This window comes from Bradyrhizobium genomosp. III (assembly GCF_000261705.1).
In the GTDB taxonomy this organism is placed as follows: domain Bacteria; phylum Pseudomonadota; class Alphaproteobacteria; order Rhizobiales; family Xanthobacteraceae; genus Bradyrhizobium; species Bradyrhizobium ottawaense.
This window is the reverse complement of record NZ_AJQF01000224.1, coordinates 25,058-39,537: the sequence shown is the minus strand read 5'-3', so window position 1 is coordinate 39,537 and position 14,480 is coordinate 25,058. Positions and strand designations below refer to the sequence as shown.

14 protein-coding genes are annotated in these 14,480 nt (G+C 64.0%); 9 read left to right on the top strand and 5 right to left on the bottom strand.

Features of this window, described 5'->3' with window-relative positions:
• Together IC66_RS0119500 and IC66_RS0119495 are read left to right on the top strand one after the other, a co-directional pair.
• Nucleotides 1-799, top strand: a 799-nt coding sequence (locus IC66_RS0119500; protein WP_049806571.1) for an ABC transporter ATP-binding protein, incomplete at its 5' end; no start/stop codon positions are given.
• The gene (locus tag IC66_RS0119495; RefSeq protein WP_038948722.1) at nt 792-1,832 is read left to right on the top strand and encodes an ABC transporter ATP-binding protein; all 1,041 of its coding nucleotides are present in this window, start codon (nt 792-794) and stop codon (nt 1,830-1,832) included. The genes IC66_RS0119500 and IC66_RS0119495, both read left to right, overlap by 8 nt.
• Nucleotides 1,833-1,859: 27 nt before the next feature.
• On the opposite strand, the gene IC66_RS46335 is transcribed toward IC66_RS0119495, so the two are convergent.
• The 5 genes from IC66_RS46335 to IC66_RS0119470 all read right to left on the bottom strand — a co-directional run bounded on the left by IC66_RS46335 (nt 1,860) and on the right by IC66_RS0119470 (nt 6,709).
• On the bottom strand, nt 1,860-2,063 hold the full coding sequence (locus tag IC66_RS46335; RefSeq protein WP_038971442.1) for a hypothetical protein: 204 nt from the start codon (nt 2,061-2,063) through the stop codon (nt 1,860-1,862).
• Between the two features lie 534 nt (nt 2,064-2,597).
• On the bottom strand, nt 2,598-3,623 hold the full coding sequence (locus IC66_RS0119485) for an ABC transporter permease (protein WP_028141482.1): 1,026 nt from the start codon (nt 3,621-3,623) through the stop codon (nt 2,598-2,600).
• Nucleotides 3,624-3,634: 11 nt separating this feature from the next.
• Nucleotides 3,635-5,137 (bottom strand): sugar ABC transporter ATP-binding protein, encoded by a 1,503-nt coding sequence (locus IC66_RS0119480; protein WP_038948719.1) that lies wholly within the window; start codon nt 5,135-5,137, stop codon nt 3,635-3,637.
• Between the two features lie 6 nt (nt 5,138-5,143).
• Nucleotides 5,144-6,166 (bottom strand): sugar ABC transporter substrate-binding protein, encoded by a 1,023-nt coding sequence (locus IC66_RS0119475; protein WP_038948718.1) that lies wholly within the window; start codon nt 6,164-6,166, stop codon nt 5,144-5,146.
• Nucleotides 6,167-6,304: 138 nt separating this feature from the next.
• The gene (locus tag IC66_RS0119470) at nt 6,305-6,709 is read right to left on the bottom strand and encodes a globin (RefSeq protein ID WP_038948717.1); all 405 of its coding nucleotides are present in this window, start codon (nt 6,707-6,709) and stop codon (nt 6,305-6,307) included.
• Nucleotides 6,710-7,188: 479 nt separating this feature from the next.
• Between IC66_RS0119470 and IC66_RS0119465 the strand changes: the two genes are divergently transcribed.
• The 7 genes from IC66_RS0119465 to IC66_RS0119435 all read left to right on the top strand — a co-directional run bounded on the left by IC66_RS0119465 (nt 7,189) and on the right by IC66_RS0119435 (nt 14,478).
• Complete coding sequence (locus tag IC66_RS0119465; RefSeq protein WP_038948716.1) at nt 7,189-7,563, top strand: DUF2946 domain-containing protein; 375 nt, start codon at nt 7,189-7,191, stop codon at nt 7,561-7,563.
• A gap of 342 nt (nt 7,564-7,905) precedes the next feature.
• Nucleotides 7,906-10,059 carry a TonB-dependent receptor family protein gene (locus IC66_RS0119460; RefSeq protein ID WP_095425458.1) on the top strand — a complete coding sequence of 718 codons (2,154 nt, stop codon included), beginning with the start codon at nt 7,906-7,908 and terminating at the stop codon, nt 10,057-10,059.
• A gap of 26 nt (nt 10,060-10,085) precedes the next feature.
• Nucleotides 10,086-11,297: a sialidase family protein gene (locus IC66_RS0119455; RefSeq protein WP_038948714.1), complete on the top strand. Its 1,212-nt coding sequence runs from the start codon at nt 10,086-10,088 to the stop codon at nt 11,295-11,297.
• Nucleotides 11,294-11,791: a TlpA family protein disulfide reductase gene (locus IC66_RS0119450; protein WP_038948713.1), complete on the top strand. Its 498-nt coding sequence runs from the start codon at nt 11,294-11,296 to the stop codon at nt 11,789-11,791. The genes IC66_RS0119455 and IC66_RS0119450 overlap by 4 nt, the downstream gene beginning before the upstream one ends.
• Before the next feature lie 28 nt (nt 11,792-11,819).
• On the top strand, nt 11,820-12,356 hold the full coding sequence (locus IC66_RS0119445) for a copper chaperone PCu(A)C (protein ID WP_038948712.1): 537 nt from the start codon (nt 11,820-11,822) through the stop codon (nt 12,354-12,356).
• A gap of 29 nt (nt 12,357-12,385) precedes the next feature.
• Nucleotides 12,386-12,916 (top strand): YcnI family copper-binding membrane protein, encoded by a 531-nt coding sequence (locus tag IC66_RS0119440; RefSeq protein WP_038948711.1) that lies wholly within the window; start codon nt 12,386-12,388, stop codon nt 12,914-12,916.
• Nucleotides 12,916-14,478: a copper resistance CopC/CopD family protein gene (locus IC66_RS0119435; protein WP_038948709.1), complete on the top strand. Its 1,563-nt coding sequence runs from the start codon at nt 12,916-12,918 to the stop codon at nt 14,476-14,478. Before IC66_RS0119440 ends, IC66_RS0119435 begins: the two co-directional genes overlap by 1 nt.
• Nucleotides 14,479-14,480 lie beyond the last annotated feature (2 nt).

Here is a 14,480-nt window from a genome sequence, read left to right as displayed (position 1 = left end):
CCCGCCGCTCTCGATCGGCGGCGGCCTCATCCGGTTCGAGGGACAGGAGATCCAGCACCTTTCGGCGGCCAAACAGCGGGAGTTGCGCGGCAACCGCATTGCCATGATCTTCCAGGAGCCGATGACGGCGCTGAACCCCGTCTCGCCCGTGGGCCGGCAGATCGCCGAGATGTTCGTGCTGCACAAGGGCAAGAGCTGGCGGGAAGCGAGCCGGCTGGCGGTCGAGGCTCTGGCGAGCGTCCGCGTCCCCGCGCCCGAGCGCCGCGTCCACGATTACCCGCATCAGCTCTCCGGCGGCATGCGACAGCGCGTGATGATCGCGATTGCGCTCGCCTGCGGTCCGGATCTCCTCATCGCCGACGAGCCGACCACGGCGCTCGACGTCACCGTGCAGGCCGAGATCATCGAGCTGATGCGGAATTTGTGCGCCGAGCGTGGAACGGCCATCCTGATGATCAGCCACGATCTTGGCCTGGTCGCAAACGTCTGCCGCCGCGTTGCCGTGATGTATGCCGGCCGCATCGTCGAGGAGCGCGGCTCAGCCGATATTTTTCGAGCTCCCTCGCACCCCTATACGCAAGGCCTGGTCGCCTCGCTGCCGCGGCTCGGCAGCCGCGCTGCGCTCGGGCGCACCAGGCTCAAGGAGATCGCGGGCGTCGTCCCGGCGATCACGAATTTCCCTGATGGCTGCCGGTTCAATCCGCGCTGCGCGCAGGCGACCGAGATCTGCCGGACAGTCGTGCCGGAGACGGATGTACTGGACGCGGGCGGTCTGGTCAGGTGTCATCACCATGCATGAGCCGCAAAGCATGCTGGGTGACCGAAGGCCGGACGATGACCTCATCCTCAGCGTCGAGGATCTCGCGGTTCACTTTCCGCTCGGCGGCGGCCTGCTGGGCCGCGGCAAGCGGATGCTCCGGGCTGTCGATGGCGTCGATCTCAAGCTGAAGCGCGGCGAATGCCTCGGCCTCGTCGGTGAGTCCGGCTCCGGCAAGTCGACGGTCGCATTGTCGATCCTTGGCCTGCTGACGCCGACGCGCGGCCGCATTGTGCTGGACGGGCAGGTCGTGAGGAGCAGGCAATCCGGCGATCGGAAGGCGTTGGCGCGCACCGTGCAGATGGTGTTTCAGGACCCCTACGCCTCGCTCAATCCGCGCCAGACCGTTCGCCGCACGCTGGAGGATCCCCTGCGTGTGCACGGCGTCACGGCGAAGAGCGAGATCGAGGATCGCGTCGCGACCATGCTGCGGCATGTCGGCTTGCGGCCCGAGCAGTCGGGCCGCTACCCGCATGAATTCTCCGGTGGCCAGCGCCAGCGCATCGGCATTGCCCGCGCGCTGATCCTCAACCCCAAAATCGTCATCTGCGACGAGCCGGTCTCGGCACTCGACGTCTCGATCCGCGCCCAGATCATCAATCTGCTGCTGGAACTGAAGGACACGCTCGGCCTGTCCTACATCATGATCAGCCACGATCTCGGCGTCGTCGAGCACATGAGCGACCGCGTCGCGGTGATGTATCTCGGCCGCATCGTCGAGAACGGCCACTGGCGCGAGATCTTCGAACGCCCGGCGCACCCCTATACGCAAGCCCTGATCGCCGCGATTCCTGATCCGCTACACCATGCCCCGCTGGCGACCACAGGCGGCGACCTTCCCAATCCGCTCAATCCGCCGAACGGCTGCGCCTTCAGCCCAAGATGCCGTTATGCGGAGGCGGTGTGCCGCCGCGAGCCGGGGCCGCTGCTGGAGACGCGAGCCGATGGACATGCCGTGAGGTGTTGGCGGAGTGAGGAGATTGCGGGGCGGATGGCTTTGACGTCGACCGATTAGCACGCAGAAGCAGAAGCGTGTTGCCCGTCAAAATCCGCCGTGCAGGAGTTCGAGAAACGCTGGAGGTGACGCTGCCAGCGCCGCTCCTATGCAGAATCCGACAGTCCCGAGCGCGATGGCGCCCGGCCAGGCGTGGTGAGTCCAACCATAGTCGCCGCCGATCGCCACACAGACGCCGATGATCGAAACAGCCCAGGCGATTTGCGCAGCAACTTTAACAGTTGTGATCATCGGCTCTTAACCTATCGCGGTTCGTCGCTGACGATTGTCTGCTGGCTCGTGATGTATAGATAGGGGGACTGGCTGGAATGGAAGCCGTGGCACGCAACGTAAGCAACATCCCGACTGGCCGGACCTATGCGGGCTTCGCGCTGGCGTGGATCTGCGTGATCTTCGTCGTCTACTTGCTCTGCATTGCAGTGTTTGCGGCTGGCCACTGGATCACAAGCCTGTTGATCGTTCTACTCACCGCTTATGCCCTTGCCCGGCATGCTATGTGGATTGGCAAACGCGCTAGGCGGGGGCTCGTTCGCAGGCGGTGAGTCCGTCATTAACTCATATCGAGGGCCGCGCACTATCGCGACGTTCTATCGAACGCTCCAAACCCGCACGCGCCGCGATTGTGACGTCGTGCCCCTGCTTTGCCCGACGAGTAAACGTCAGCGCTGCGGCAGTCCCTCACTTGCCGTTTCGATAAGCAGCTGAACTTCCTCACAGTTTCTACTGTGCCTGGGGTTGTTTTCGCATTTTTTGTTTTGGGCTCGTCTAGTCCGCCGCCTTTTCCCTCAGCCGCTGCGCATAGACGTTGATGACAAGCGCTGCCAAGAGGATCAGGCCGCGGATCAGGATCTTCAGGAAGCTGTCGATGTTGACGTGGTCGAGGCCGTTATTGAGAACACCGAGAACGAAAAGCCCGACGATGGTGTTGCCAATGCCGCCGCGGCCGCCGAACAGGCTGGTGCCGCCGACCACGACGGCGGCGATGGAGTCGAGCAGATAGGTGTCGAACTCGTTCTGCTGCGCGCTGCCGAAATGGGCGACGCCCAGCATGCCGCCGATGCCGGAACACACCGCCGAGATCACCATGACGGCGCCGAGGATGAGCTTGACGTTGAGGCCGGAATATTCGGCCGCTTCGCGGTTGCCGCCGACCATGTAGACGTAACGGCCGAAGCGCGTGTAGGTCAGCACCAGATGGCCGCCGAGCAGCATCAGCGCGGCGATGATGACGAGCCAGGGGATGCCGCCGATCGAGCCCGAGCCGAGCGTGGTGATCAGGCTGGGCACCTTGTAGGCGATCTGGCCGCGCACCAGCAGCGCGGAGATGCCGGCGGCGATCTGCATCATCGCCAGCGTCATGATGAAGGAGGGGATGCCGATCACGGTCAGCCCCAGCGCGTTGACGAGGCCGAGCAGGGCGCAGAGCAGGATCGACAGGATGATCGCGACCGCGCCGGGCAGGGGAATGTTGGCGATGTTGACGTAGGATTCCTGCAGCGTGAAATAGGCGACCGCGATGCCGGTGACGTTGGCGATGCTGGCGATCGAGAGGTCGATCTCGGCGCAGAGGATCACGAAGGTGAGGCCGACCGCGATGATGCCCGTGACCGACACTTGCGTGAGGATATTGCCGAGATTGTCGAGCGTCGCGAAGGAGGGGCTTGCGAAGGCGAAGAAGCCGGACAGGAAGATCAGGGTCAGGAACGGGGCGATGTTGCGCATCTGCGAGCGCAGGAAGGGCGCAACGCCTCGCGCCCGCTGCCCCGCCGCCAAAGCCGTTTCGCTGCTCATGTGCTTCTCCGTCACGCCGCTTCCAGCAGGCGGTCCTTGCTGACCGGCTCGTTCTTGAATTCCCGCACCAGTGCGCCGCGCTTGAGCACGAGAATGCGGTCGGCCAGCGACAGCACCGTTTCAGGCTCAGTAGACAGCACGATGATCGCAAGCCCCTTGGCGCGGAGGTCGCGGACGATGTTGATGACGTCGTTCTTGGCGCCGACATCCATGCCGCGGGTCGGCTCGCACAGCACCAGCAGCTTGGGCGGGTAGGTCAGCCATTTTGCCAGCGCCACCTTCTGCTGGTTGCCCCCGGAGAGCATGCCGAGGTCGAGGTCGACCACCGGCGGCCGGATCTGCAACTGCTCGACCTGGCGCTGCGCGATGTCGCGCTCCTGCGCCGGCTTGAGCAGCAGCGCCGAGATGCGGTCGAGAATGCTGATCGAGATGTTCTTGTAGACCGGCTCCTGGTGAAACAGCATGTCGCGGCGGCTCTCGGGCACCAGCGCCACGCCGGCGCGCCGCGCCGCCGCCGTGCTGGCAAAGGTTTTTGGCTTACCCTCGACGAGAAGCCCGCCGCTATCAGGCTTCAGCTTGCCGAACAGGATTCTCGATAGCTCCTGCTGGCCGCAACCCATGAAGCCGTAGATGCCGAGCACCTCGCCGGCGCGCGCCTCGAAGGAGATGTCCTTCAGGCTACGGGCCAGTGACAGCTGGTCGACTTTCAGAACGACCGAGCTGTCGCTCGGCTGCGGCAGCATAAGGTCGTCGGTGTAGCTGTGCTCGAGCGCCTCGCCGCCGCGCCCGATCATGGCCTCGATCAGCGCGCCCTTGCTGGTTGCGGCGCTTGCCGTCTCGGCGACCTTCCGCCCGTTGCGGAACACGGTCACCGTGTCGGACACGCGCAGGATGTCCTCGATGAAATGCGAGATGAAGACGATGCTGGTGCCTTCTTCACGTAGCCGCCGCAGCGTCGCGAACAGCCGCTCGACCTCGGGCGGAGAGAGGGCGGAGGTCGGCTCGTCCAGGATGACGATGCGGGCGCCGGAGAACAGCACGCGCGCAATCTCGATCAGCTGCTGCAGCCCGATGGGCAAGTCACCCAGCCGGCTCATCGGATCGACGTCGATGCCGAAGCGGGCGAGCTGCTCGCCGGCCTCGCGCGCCATGCGCCGCCACTGCACGAGGCCAAGGGCGTTGGTTGGCTGGTTGCCCAGGAAGACGTTCTCGGCGACCGTGAGATCAGGCGCGACACTGAGCTCCTGATGCACCATGGCAATGCCGGCCGCATGCGCATCGCGCGCCGAGCGGAAATGCGTCTCCTTCCCGTCGATCAGGAAGCGGCCGGAGAATTCGGTGTGCACGCCGGCGATGATCTTCATCAGCGTGCTTTTTCCAGCCCCGTTCTCGCCGACGAGGCCGTGGATCTCGCCGGGATGGAGCGCGAAGTCGACACCACGAAGCGCTTCGACGCCGCCGAAGCTCTTCGTGATGCCCTGCAGTTCAAGGATGGGCGAACGCACCTCGGGCATGGAAGCTCAGATCAGGAAGTGATCCTGCATCCACTGCATCCCGGCGGCGTTGGCCTTGGTCACGACCGGGCCGTCGGTGACGACGTTCTTGGGGATGCCCTGGCCGCTCTTCTCGCCGCCAACTACGGTCGATACGCCCGCGATGATCGCGCCGCCATGGATGCGGCAGGAGGGATTGCGGACGGTCGCGAACATGCGGCCTTCGCTCACCGCCTGGATCGCCGGCGGCATGGCATCGACGCCGCCGATCAGGATGTTGGTGCGGCCCCGCGCCTTCATGATGTTGGCAGCCGCGAGCGCCATGTCGTCATTGTGGAAGAACGCCGCATCGATCTGCGGATACTTGGTCAGATATGTTTCCCAGAGGCGCGCGGTCTTGGAGACGTCCCAGTCTGCCGGCTGGGTGTCGAGCACCTCGATCCCCGGGAATTGCTTGACCACAGAGGTGAAGCCCTTGGCTCTTCCTTGCGCGCCTGTATGGCCGAGCGCGCCCTGCGTCATGATGATCTTGCCCTTGCCGCCCATCGCGTTGCAAAGCGCCTGGGTCACCGAGGCGCCCATGAACTCGTTGTCGGGGGCGAGGAAGGAGTGGACGTTGATCTGGTCGAGCGGCGCGATCAGCGTGTCCATGTCGATCACCGGCGTGCCGGCGTCGATCATCTTCTGCACGGGCTGGGTGAGAGTGCCGATGCCGAAGGCCTGGATCGCGACGAAGTCCCATTTCTGCGAGGCCATGTTGTCGATCGCCGCGCGCTGCTTCACGGCGTCGAGCTGGCCGTCGAACCAGGTGACTTCGACGTTGAACAGCTTGCCCCAGAATTCGGCGGCTTGCTTTCCTTGCGCGCACCATGTGGCCTGCAGGCCCGCATTGGAGAACGCCGCCTTCAGCGGCTTCTCGCTTCGCCCGACCTCGGCGGCCAATGCGGGGTTTATGCCCATGCTGCCGAGGAGGGCAGCTCCGGCGCCGGCGGTCGCAGCCGCCTGAAGAAGATCGCGCCTCGTCGTCGAGAAATCTTTCGTCCCGGACATCGCTCGCTCCCATAAATTTTATCGTCGGCGCGTCATTGATTGCGCAACCGATGTCGAAAGTGTCTCACAAGAGTTGATGCCACTCAATCTGCAATCACACGCGCCATCGCAGTACGCCGCGTGGTGCAGCGCAAAGCGTCAGGCGGTCGATCCGGCGAGTGCGTCGATGTCGACGAGCAATTTGTCCCAGGCTTGCGCAATCTCGATCGACCATTCATCGCCGAGCAGATCGCGCAGCGTATCCCTGATGATGGTGAAGAAGGCGGTGAACAGCTGGCGCGACGTGCCATAGGCGTCGTGCGAGGCAAGTTCGCAGGCAATCAGACGGAAATGCCCATGACGCATCCCGGCAAAATCGAGAATCGCCTCGATCGTCAGCGCGAGCATCGATCCCTTCACGAGGTCGCCGCCCTCCGAGCGGAACATCGCCTGCGTTTCGGGATGCTCGTCGAACAGGCGCTGGTAGACGATGGGCGTGAGATCCGCGCAACGCGAGGCCGCGAGCTCAAAGCTGAGTTCGACTGGATTGGAGGGCATATTCATCGGCGAAAGTGCCATGCAGACAAAAAAAGAGCGGGGCCCTGGCCCCGCTCAAAAATTGTGTCGACCCTATTATCCCCGATTCTAAGATTTGCTCTTGATTGACGGGGCGACGCTGCGTTTTGCGCGCCAGGGGCTCCTCCCGAGACTTGGACCACCAGACTTCGACCTCACGGCCAGCCTGAGCAAGGGTGATGCTAGATCAACTTTTCTCACTTGTCATCATTTTCGGCAACGAATGTTCAAAATTCGAGCAATAGACGAAATGATCGGGCTTTTGGCCCCGCAAGTATATGACAAATATAAGAAATCTGTGGATGCCGGGCCGTTTGATTTGGCTCAAATGCCCCCGCTCGGTGCCGTGCTGGGGTACCACGGTCACAGTTTTCGCCAATTTGCGCTGGGCCAAGTAGGCGGCGGAACTGATCTCGACTTGGGCCCGGCGCGGTGTTTAGTTAGCGGACGAACGAACGGTTCGGCAGATGCGCGCGCGGTTACAGAAATTCCTACCCCTGGTCCTGCTCGCCCTGGCCATGCAGGTGCTGGCGCCGATTGCCGCCTGTTGGGCGACGGGCCAAGCCATCGCCGATCCGCTGTCTGCCGCCGTCATCTGCCACAGTGCGAGCGATCAGGGTGGCCTCGACGATCGGACGGGCACCCCGACCGCGCATGTCGGCGCGTGCGCGCTGTGCTGCCTCGCCCAGGCGGGCGCGTCGCTCGATTCGCCGACGCACGCGGCACTCTCGATTCCCTTCCGCCATGCCGCGCGCGTGGTGTGGCAGCCGGCGGATGCGTCCGCCATCGCCGCTCCCAGGGGTTCGAGCGCTCAGGCCCGCGCCCCACCTCAATTTTCCTGACGTAGCGACAAACCGAACCGTTGGCGCGCGCCGTTGCCGCCGATGGCGTGCTCAATGGACCGGCCGAGGCGCCGGATGTCAGGAATTCAAGAGATGTTACGCATTCGTGCGATCGGAAGTGCGGGCTTGCCCGTGCTTTTCGGGCTGGTGTCCCCGATCGGTTCAGACGCGCTCGCCCAGGCTGCGTCGGAAGCGATTCCCGCAGTGACGGTCGAGGCGCCTAAGGCGTCCCGTCCCAAACCAATCACCCGGCCAGCGCGGCTGCGTTCCGCTTCGGCGGCGCGCGCAGCGAGGCCGGTCGCGCCGATCGGGACCGATGGCGCCCAGGGGCAGAACAACACGATGTCCGCCGGCGCAGTGCGAGCCGGTCTCAATCAGGCGCCGGCCGGCCAGACCGCGACGACCATCGATCGCAGCCAGTTCGACAACCGGCCCTCGTTTTCGGTCAGCGACGTCTTGCGGGACAGTCCGGGCATTTCGATCAAGCAGGGCAACGGTCCCCGGGACTTCGGCATCTCGATTCGCGGGTCCAACGCCCGGAACGGTTTCGGCATCCGCAATCTCGTGATCTTCGACGACGGTTTCCCCGTCACGCAGCCGGACGGCCTGTCGCGCAGCGACCTGATCGATCCCCACGCCTATGGCGCGATCGACGTGATCCGCGGCCCCTCGTCGGCGCTCTATGGCAATTACGCGACCGGCGGCGCGCTCAATTTTCGCACACGGCCGGGCGGCACGATCGACGGTGTCGAATACGGCGTCGACGGCGGCAGTTATGGCTACCTCAACAATTACCTGGCGGCCGGCAAGAAGGTCGGGAATTTCGAGGGCTCGCTGTTCGCGAGCGACACGCGAGGCGACGGCTATATCGGCAATAGCTGGTTCAACACGCAGACCGTCAACTTCCTCGGCACGCTCAAGGCGACGCCGGACGACCGTTTCACGGTCAAGATCATCAACAACGATCTCAGCGCGCGGCTGCCGCTTCGCTCCACGCTGAACCAATACTATCAAAATCCCTTCCAGCAGGGTTGTGCGACCGGTGCCACGGCCGCGCCCGGATGCGGTACGGTCAGGCTGTTCAACAATGGCTTCAACGCGACCGCCGGAACCGATACGGAGACGGCCGTGCAGGCCGGGCTCGGCCGCAACGACCGCCGCACCATCGTCGGGGGCCGGTGGGAGCACGATTTCGACAACACCACGACGTGGCGCAACCAGTTCGTGTTCGACGACCGGAACATCAGTCAGCCAACTGGCTCAACCAGCTCGATCGGCGACTTCCCGTCGTACAACTACATGAGTGATCTCACCAAGCGCGGAGAGATTCTCGGCCTGGAGTCCACAGCGTTCTTCGGCGCCTTCTACAATACCCTGACGGCGTCGAGCGACACGCGAAACGTGATGCCGGGAGGCAACGCAACACTCGGCAGGCTGTCGAGCAATCTCTACAGCGAGACGACCAACTATGGTGTTCGTGCCAGGGAAGAGCTCAAGCTTACATCGTCGCTAACGGCCGTTGCAGGCATCGGTTGGGAGACAACCTTGCTCAAGGGCACCAATACGGCCTATTCGTACGCCGGTCCAACCGGCATCACCACGACAACGCCGACGACCGCGGACCGGCAGTTTCAAAATACTGCACCAGAGTTGGCGCTGCTCTATAATCTCAGTAATGAATGGCTGGTCCGGGCACGCGTTGCCACGGGGTATGGCACACCGCAGGTCTCGAATCTCTTCGTCGCTCGGACGGGGCTATCAGGCAACAATACGCAGCTCCAAGCCCAGAAGAATCTTGGCTACGATCTCGGTTTCGATTGGACGCCGAACAGCGCGCTCAAACTCAGCGCGACTGGCTTTTACGAGTTCTTCCGTAACGAGATCGTCAACCAGGCGACGCCGGTCGCGGGCGTAAGCTATTCGTTCAACGCGCCCCGGTCGGAGCACCGCGGCATCGAGCTTGCAGCCGATTGGAAGTTCTATCCGGGCTGGCGGTTCATGGCGGCGTACACCTATCTCGACGAGGTCTACACCGAATATGTCGAGAACATCACCAATGGCGCCGTGTTCAGCTTCAACCGTGCCGGCAACAAAATTCCCGGTATCTCGCCCAACGAGCTGACGGCTCGAATTGGCTACGACGAGTTCGCCGGGCCGCTGGCAGGCCTCGGGGGCTTCGTCGAGGTCCAGTGGAAGGACTCTTTCTACATGGACAACGCGAATCTGCTGAAGGCGCCGGGCTATGAGCTGGTCAATGTAAACGTCCATTACAAGACCGACTTGGTGTCCGACACCTTCAAGTCACTCAATCTGTTTCTTGAGGTCAGGAACGTGTTCGATCGCACCTATGTTGCGTCGGCAAACAACATCGCAAACACTGTGACGGCGGCCGGCCTGCAAATTCCAGGGAGCACGCTCGCAAGCACGGCGCCCGGATCGATCTATGCGGGCTCGCCACGCCTGTTCGTTGCAGGTATGAAGGTGGCCTTCAAATGATCCGGGCTCTCGAAGGGAATAGGGCCATGATCCGAACTGGCTTGCTCGCGATAGCCGCTCTCGCCTGCCTGCAAGGTGCGGCGCTGGGGCAGATGCACGGCAAGCACGCGTCCGAAGCCGCGTGCGAGGAGCCGACGCTGCGCTGTGCGACCAAGGCGACGCCTGCCTTCGGTCCGGACGGCACGCTGTGGCTGGTCTGGATGGCGGGAGGGCAGGTCTCGGTCGCAAGTTCGCAGGATGCGGGCCGAAGTTTCTCGACGCCCACGCAGGTCACGACGACGCGGCTGAACCTCGATTGGGGGCCGGATGCGCGGCCGAAGATCGTGGTCGACCGCAAGGGGGGCATTGCGCTCGCGTTCTCGACCTTCAGGGACGAGGCCTTCAACGGTCAGGTGCTCACCACGCGCTCGGCCGACGGCGGCAGGAGCTTTGCCGAGCTGAAGCCGATCACCACAAGCAACGAGAGCGAACGTTTCGAGGCGCTGGCGCTCGATCAGGATGGAACAGTATTTGCGGCGTGGCTGGACAAGCGCAATCGCATTTTTGCGAAGGAAGCGGGACAGAAGTACGAGGGAGCCGGGCTGTTCTTCACTTCGTCCAGCGACGGCGGCACCACCTACGCAGAAGCGAAGCTGGCGCGCGAGGGCACCTGCGAATGCTGCCGGTTGGGGCTGGCATTCGCTGCGTCCGGGCGGCCGGTCGTGATCTTCAGGAACATTTTTGAGGGCGGCGTGCGCGACCACGCGGTGATGACCTTCGCGGACGTCGCGACACCGGGTGAAATCCGTCGGGTCAGTAACGACGACTGGCAGATCAACGCCTGCCCACACCATGGCCCGAGCCTCACCGTTGCCCCGAACGGAACCTATCACGTCGCCTGGTACACCAACGGGAAGGCGCGGAAGGGATTGTTCTACGCCCACTCGCGCGACGAAGGCCGCACGTTCACTTCGCCGATGGTGTTGGGGCGGCCGGATCGTAATCCGACGCGCCCCTTCGTGCTCGCGGGCGCGGCGGGAACGGTGATGGTCTGGAAGGAGTTCGACGGTGAAAAGACCTCGGTCCAGATGACGGTCTCCCGCGACGATGGCAAGACGTGGTCGGCGCCGAAGGCGATATCGAGCACGACCGACACGTCCGATCACCCTTTGCTGGTCTCCAGCGGCAAGCAGACCTACCTGTCGTGGATGACGAAGGCGGACGGCTATCGGCTCACGGCAATCGAGGACCAACCATGAGATTTCGATTTGCAGGCATTGCCAGCCTTGTTGTTCTGATCGCATCGGCGGCGGCGCTCGGCGCATCTCCGGCTCTGAAGCCATTCGAACGCGGCACGTGGCAAGGCGTCCTGAGGGGGCACGCCGGCCGCCCCGTGCTCGTGCATTTCTGGGGTGTGACCTGCGGGCCTTGTAAGGTCGAGCTGCCGCTGCTCGGGCGGTTTGCAAAGGAGCATCCGGAGATCGACGTCGTCACGGTCAGCGCCGATCTCGTGCCGAACCTGCCGGCCGCCACGCAATCGATGCTCGACAAGGCGGGTCTGGCGTCGACCGAAAATTTCATCTTCAACGACGGCTTTGTCGAGCGCTTGCGGTTCGAGATCGATCCGGCCTGGCAGGGCGACATCCCCAGGACCATGCTCATCTCCCCGGAAGGGACCGTCACGACGATCGAAGGCTCGGCCGAAATTGCCGATCTCGAAAAGTGGTCGGCGCAACAACTCTCCAAACACTGAAGTTAAAGACTGCAAAGGGAATACCGACATGAAGACAATCTCGAAAAACGTGCTGCTCGCCGCGTTCGCTCTCGCGATCTCCGCAGCCCCGGCGGTCGCCGACGACGTCAAGGCCGGCGATCTCGTCGTTTCGCAGGCCTGGAGCCGGGCGACGCCGGGCGGCGCCAAGGTCGCCGGCGGCTATCTGACCATCGAGAACAAGGGCACTGCGGCCGACAGACTGGTCAGCGTGTCCGCCGATATCGCGGGCAAGGCCGAGATCCACGAGATGGCGATGGACAACGGCGTGATGAAGATGCGCCCGCTCGACAAGGGGCTCGCCATCGATGCCGGCAAGACGGTGAAGCTCGCGCCCGGCGGCAACCACTTGATGCTCCAGGAGCTGAAGGGCGCGTTCAAGCAGGGCGACAAGGTGCCGGTGACGCTGCAATTCGAGAAGGCCGGCAAGGTCGCCGTGTCCCTAGACGTCCAGGGCGTCGGCGCACAGGCGCCTGGCGATGCCGGGCATTCAGGTCATATGGACATGAAGAAAATGCCGGATCACTCGGGAATGAAGATGAAATGAAACGGATCTGGACTCTCGGGAGGCCGAACATGTCGAAGCAATCCTGCCTGATCCTGATTGCCGCGCTCGCCGCCTCGCCGGCGGCGGCGCACGTGTCGATCGAGACCAAGCAAGCCACGGTCGGTACGTCCTACAAGGCCGTCTTCACCGTGCCGCATGGCTGCGCGGGCTCGCCGACGGTGAAGATCCGGGTGCAGATTCCGGAAGGGGTGATCGCAGTGAAGCCGATGCCGAAGGCCGGCTGGACCATCGATGTCGTCGAGGGCAAATATGCCGGGGAGTACGACTATCACGGCAACAAGCTGTCCTCCGGCGTCAAGGAGGTGGCGTGGTCCGGCGGCAAGCTGCCGGACAAGAACTATGACGAGTTCGTCCTCAGCACGTTCCTGACCGATAGCCTGAAGCCGAACACGGTTCTGTACTTCCCCGTCGTTCAGGAATGCGAGGCCGGCGTCAGCCGCTGGATCGAAATTCCGGCGGCGGGGGCAGGGCATTCACATGAGGGCAAGTCCGAGGGCAAGTCGCCGGCGCCGGGCGTGAAACTGTTGCCAAAACCCTGATGCGCCTCTTCGCCGCGCTTGCGACGCTGCTCCTCGTTGCCGGCTTCGCAAGCGGTGCGTCGGCGCATGCGGCGCTGGTCTCGGTCGAGCCGGCGAGCGGCAGCATGCTCAAGGCCGCGCCCAAGGCGGTGGAACTGCGCTTTAACGAGGCGGTGACGCCGGGCGCGATCCGGCTGATCGATGGCGCGGGCAGGGCACGAAATGATGCGCGCGTCAGCGCATCGGGCGAGACGATTTCGGTCGTGATGCCGGTGGATCTGCCTGAGGGCACCGCGGTCGTCAGCTATCGCGTGATCTCGCAGGACGGCCATCCTGTCACCGGATCGGTGATCTTCTCGATTGGCATGCCGACCGCGACGAAGCCTGCCGCCGCTGATTATAGCGGGTTGAACGCGCTGATCTGGCTGGCGCGCGTCGGCCTGTACGTTGGGCTGTTCATTGGCGTCGGCGGCGTGTTCTTCGCGCGCTGGGTTGCGTGGTCGATGACCCGCATGGCCGTGCCGCGCATGGCGCTCGCCATCGGCATCCCAAGCGCGGTGGCGTCCGTCGGCGCGTTGGGCCTCGATCTCCTCGGGCTGCCACTGGCAGCCCTTGCGACCGCCGCTCCCTGGAAAGTCGCGCTCGCGACCAGTGCCGGCCCTGCGCTGCTGGTTGCTCTGCTTGCGATGCTACTCGCGTTGATGGCGCTGCGCAGTGCGTGGTACGCGCGTGCTCTTGCGATCATGGCGTTGGTCGGCGTCGGTCTGTCGCTCGCCATGACCGGGCACGCCGCAACGGCACCGCCGGAGGCGTTGACCCGGCCTGCAATCTTTCTCCACGGCCTCGGTGTCACCATTTGGATCGGTGCTCTCGCGCCGCTCGTGGCGCTGGTGTCGAAGCCGACGATTGCGACGCTCGCGATTGTGAACCGCTTTTCCCGCATTGCTGCGCTCGCGGTCGGCGTGTTGGCCTTGACCGGCCTCGCACTCGCGATCGTGCAACTCGAAAAGCCTGAAGCGCTGGTCGGGACCCGCTACGGGCTAATCCTCTCGGTCAAGCTAGTTCTGGTCACGGGATTGCTGGCGCTGGCCGCGCTCAATCGGTTCCGGCTGACTCCGGCTCTGGCCCGGAACGAGACAGGGACGCCCGCGCTCAAGCGCTCCATCGTGCTGGAAGGTACGATTGCTCTTGCCATCCTGGCCGTGGTCGCCGGCTGGCGCTTCACGCCGCCGCCGCGGACGATCGTGCCGGAGACACCTTTGGCGATCCACATCCATAGCGACAAGGCGATGTTCCAGGTCCTGGTCTCGCCAGGCAAGGCGGGGGCCAATGATGTCGTGCTCCAGCTCATGACCGGCGAGGGGACGCCGCTGGCGGCCAAGGAGGCGACGTTGACCCTGAGCCTGCCCGAGCGCGGCATAGAGCCGATGGAGCGAAGGGCCTCGCTCGGGCCCGACGGCTATTGGCATGTGCGCAAGGTCGAACTGCCGTTTGCCGGCCGCTGGCACGTGCGGATCGACGCGCTGGTGACCGACTTCGAGCAGATCACGCTCGAGGATGAACTCGACGTCACGCCGTCGTGAGA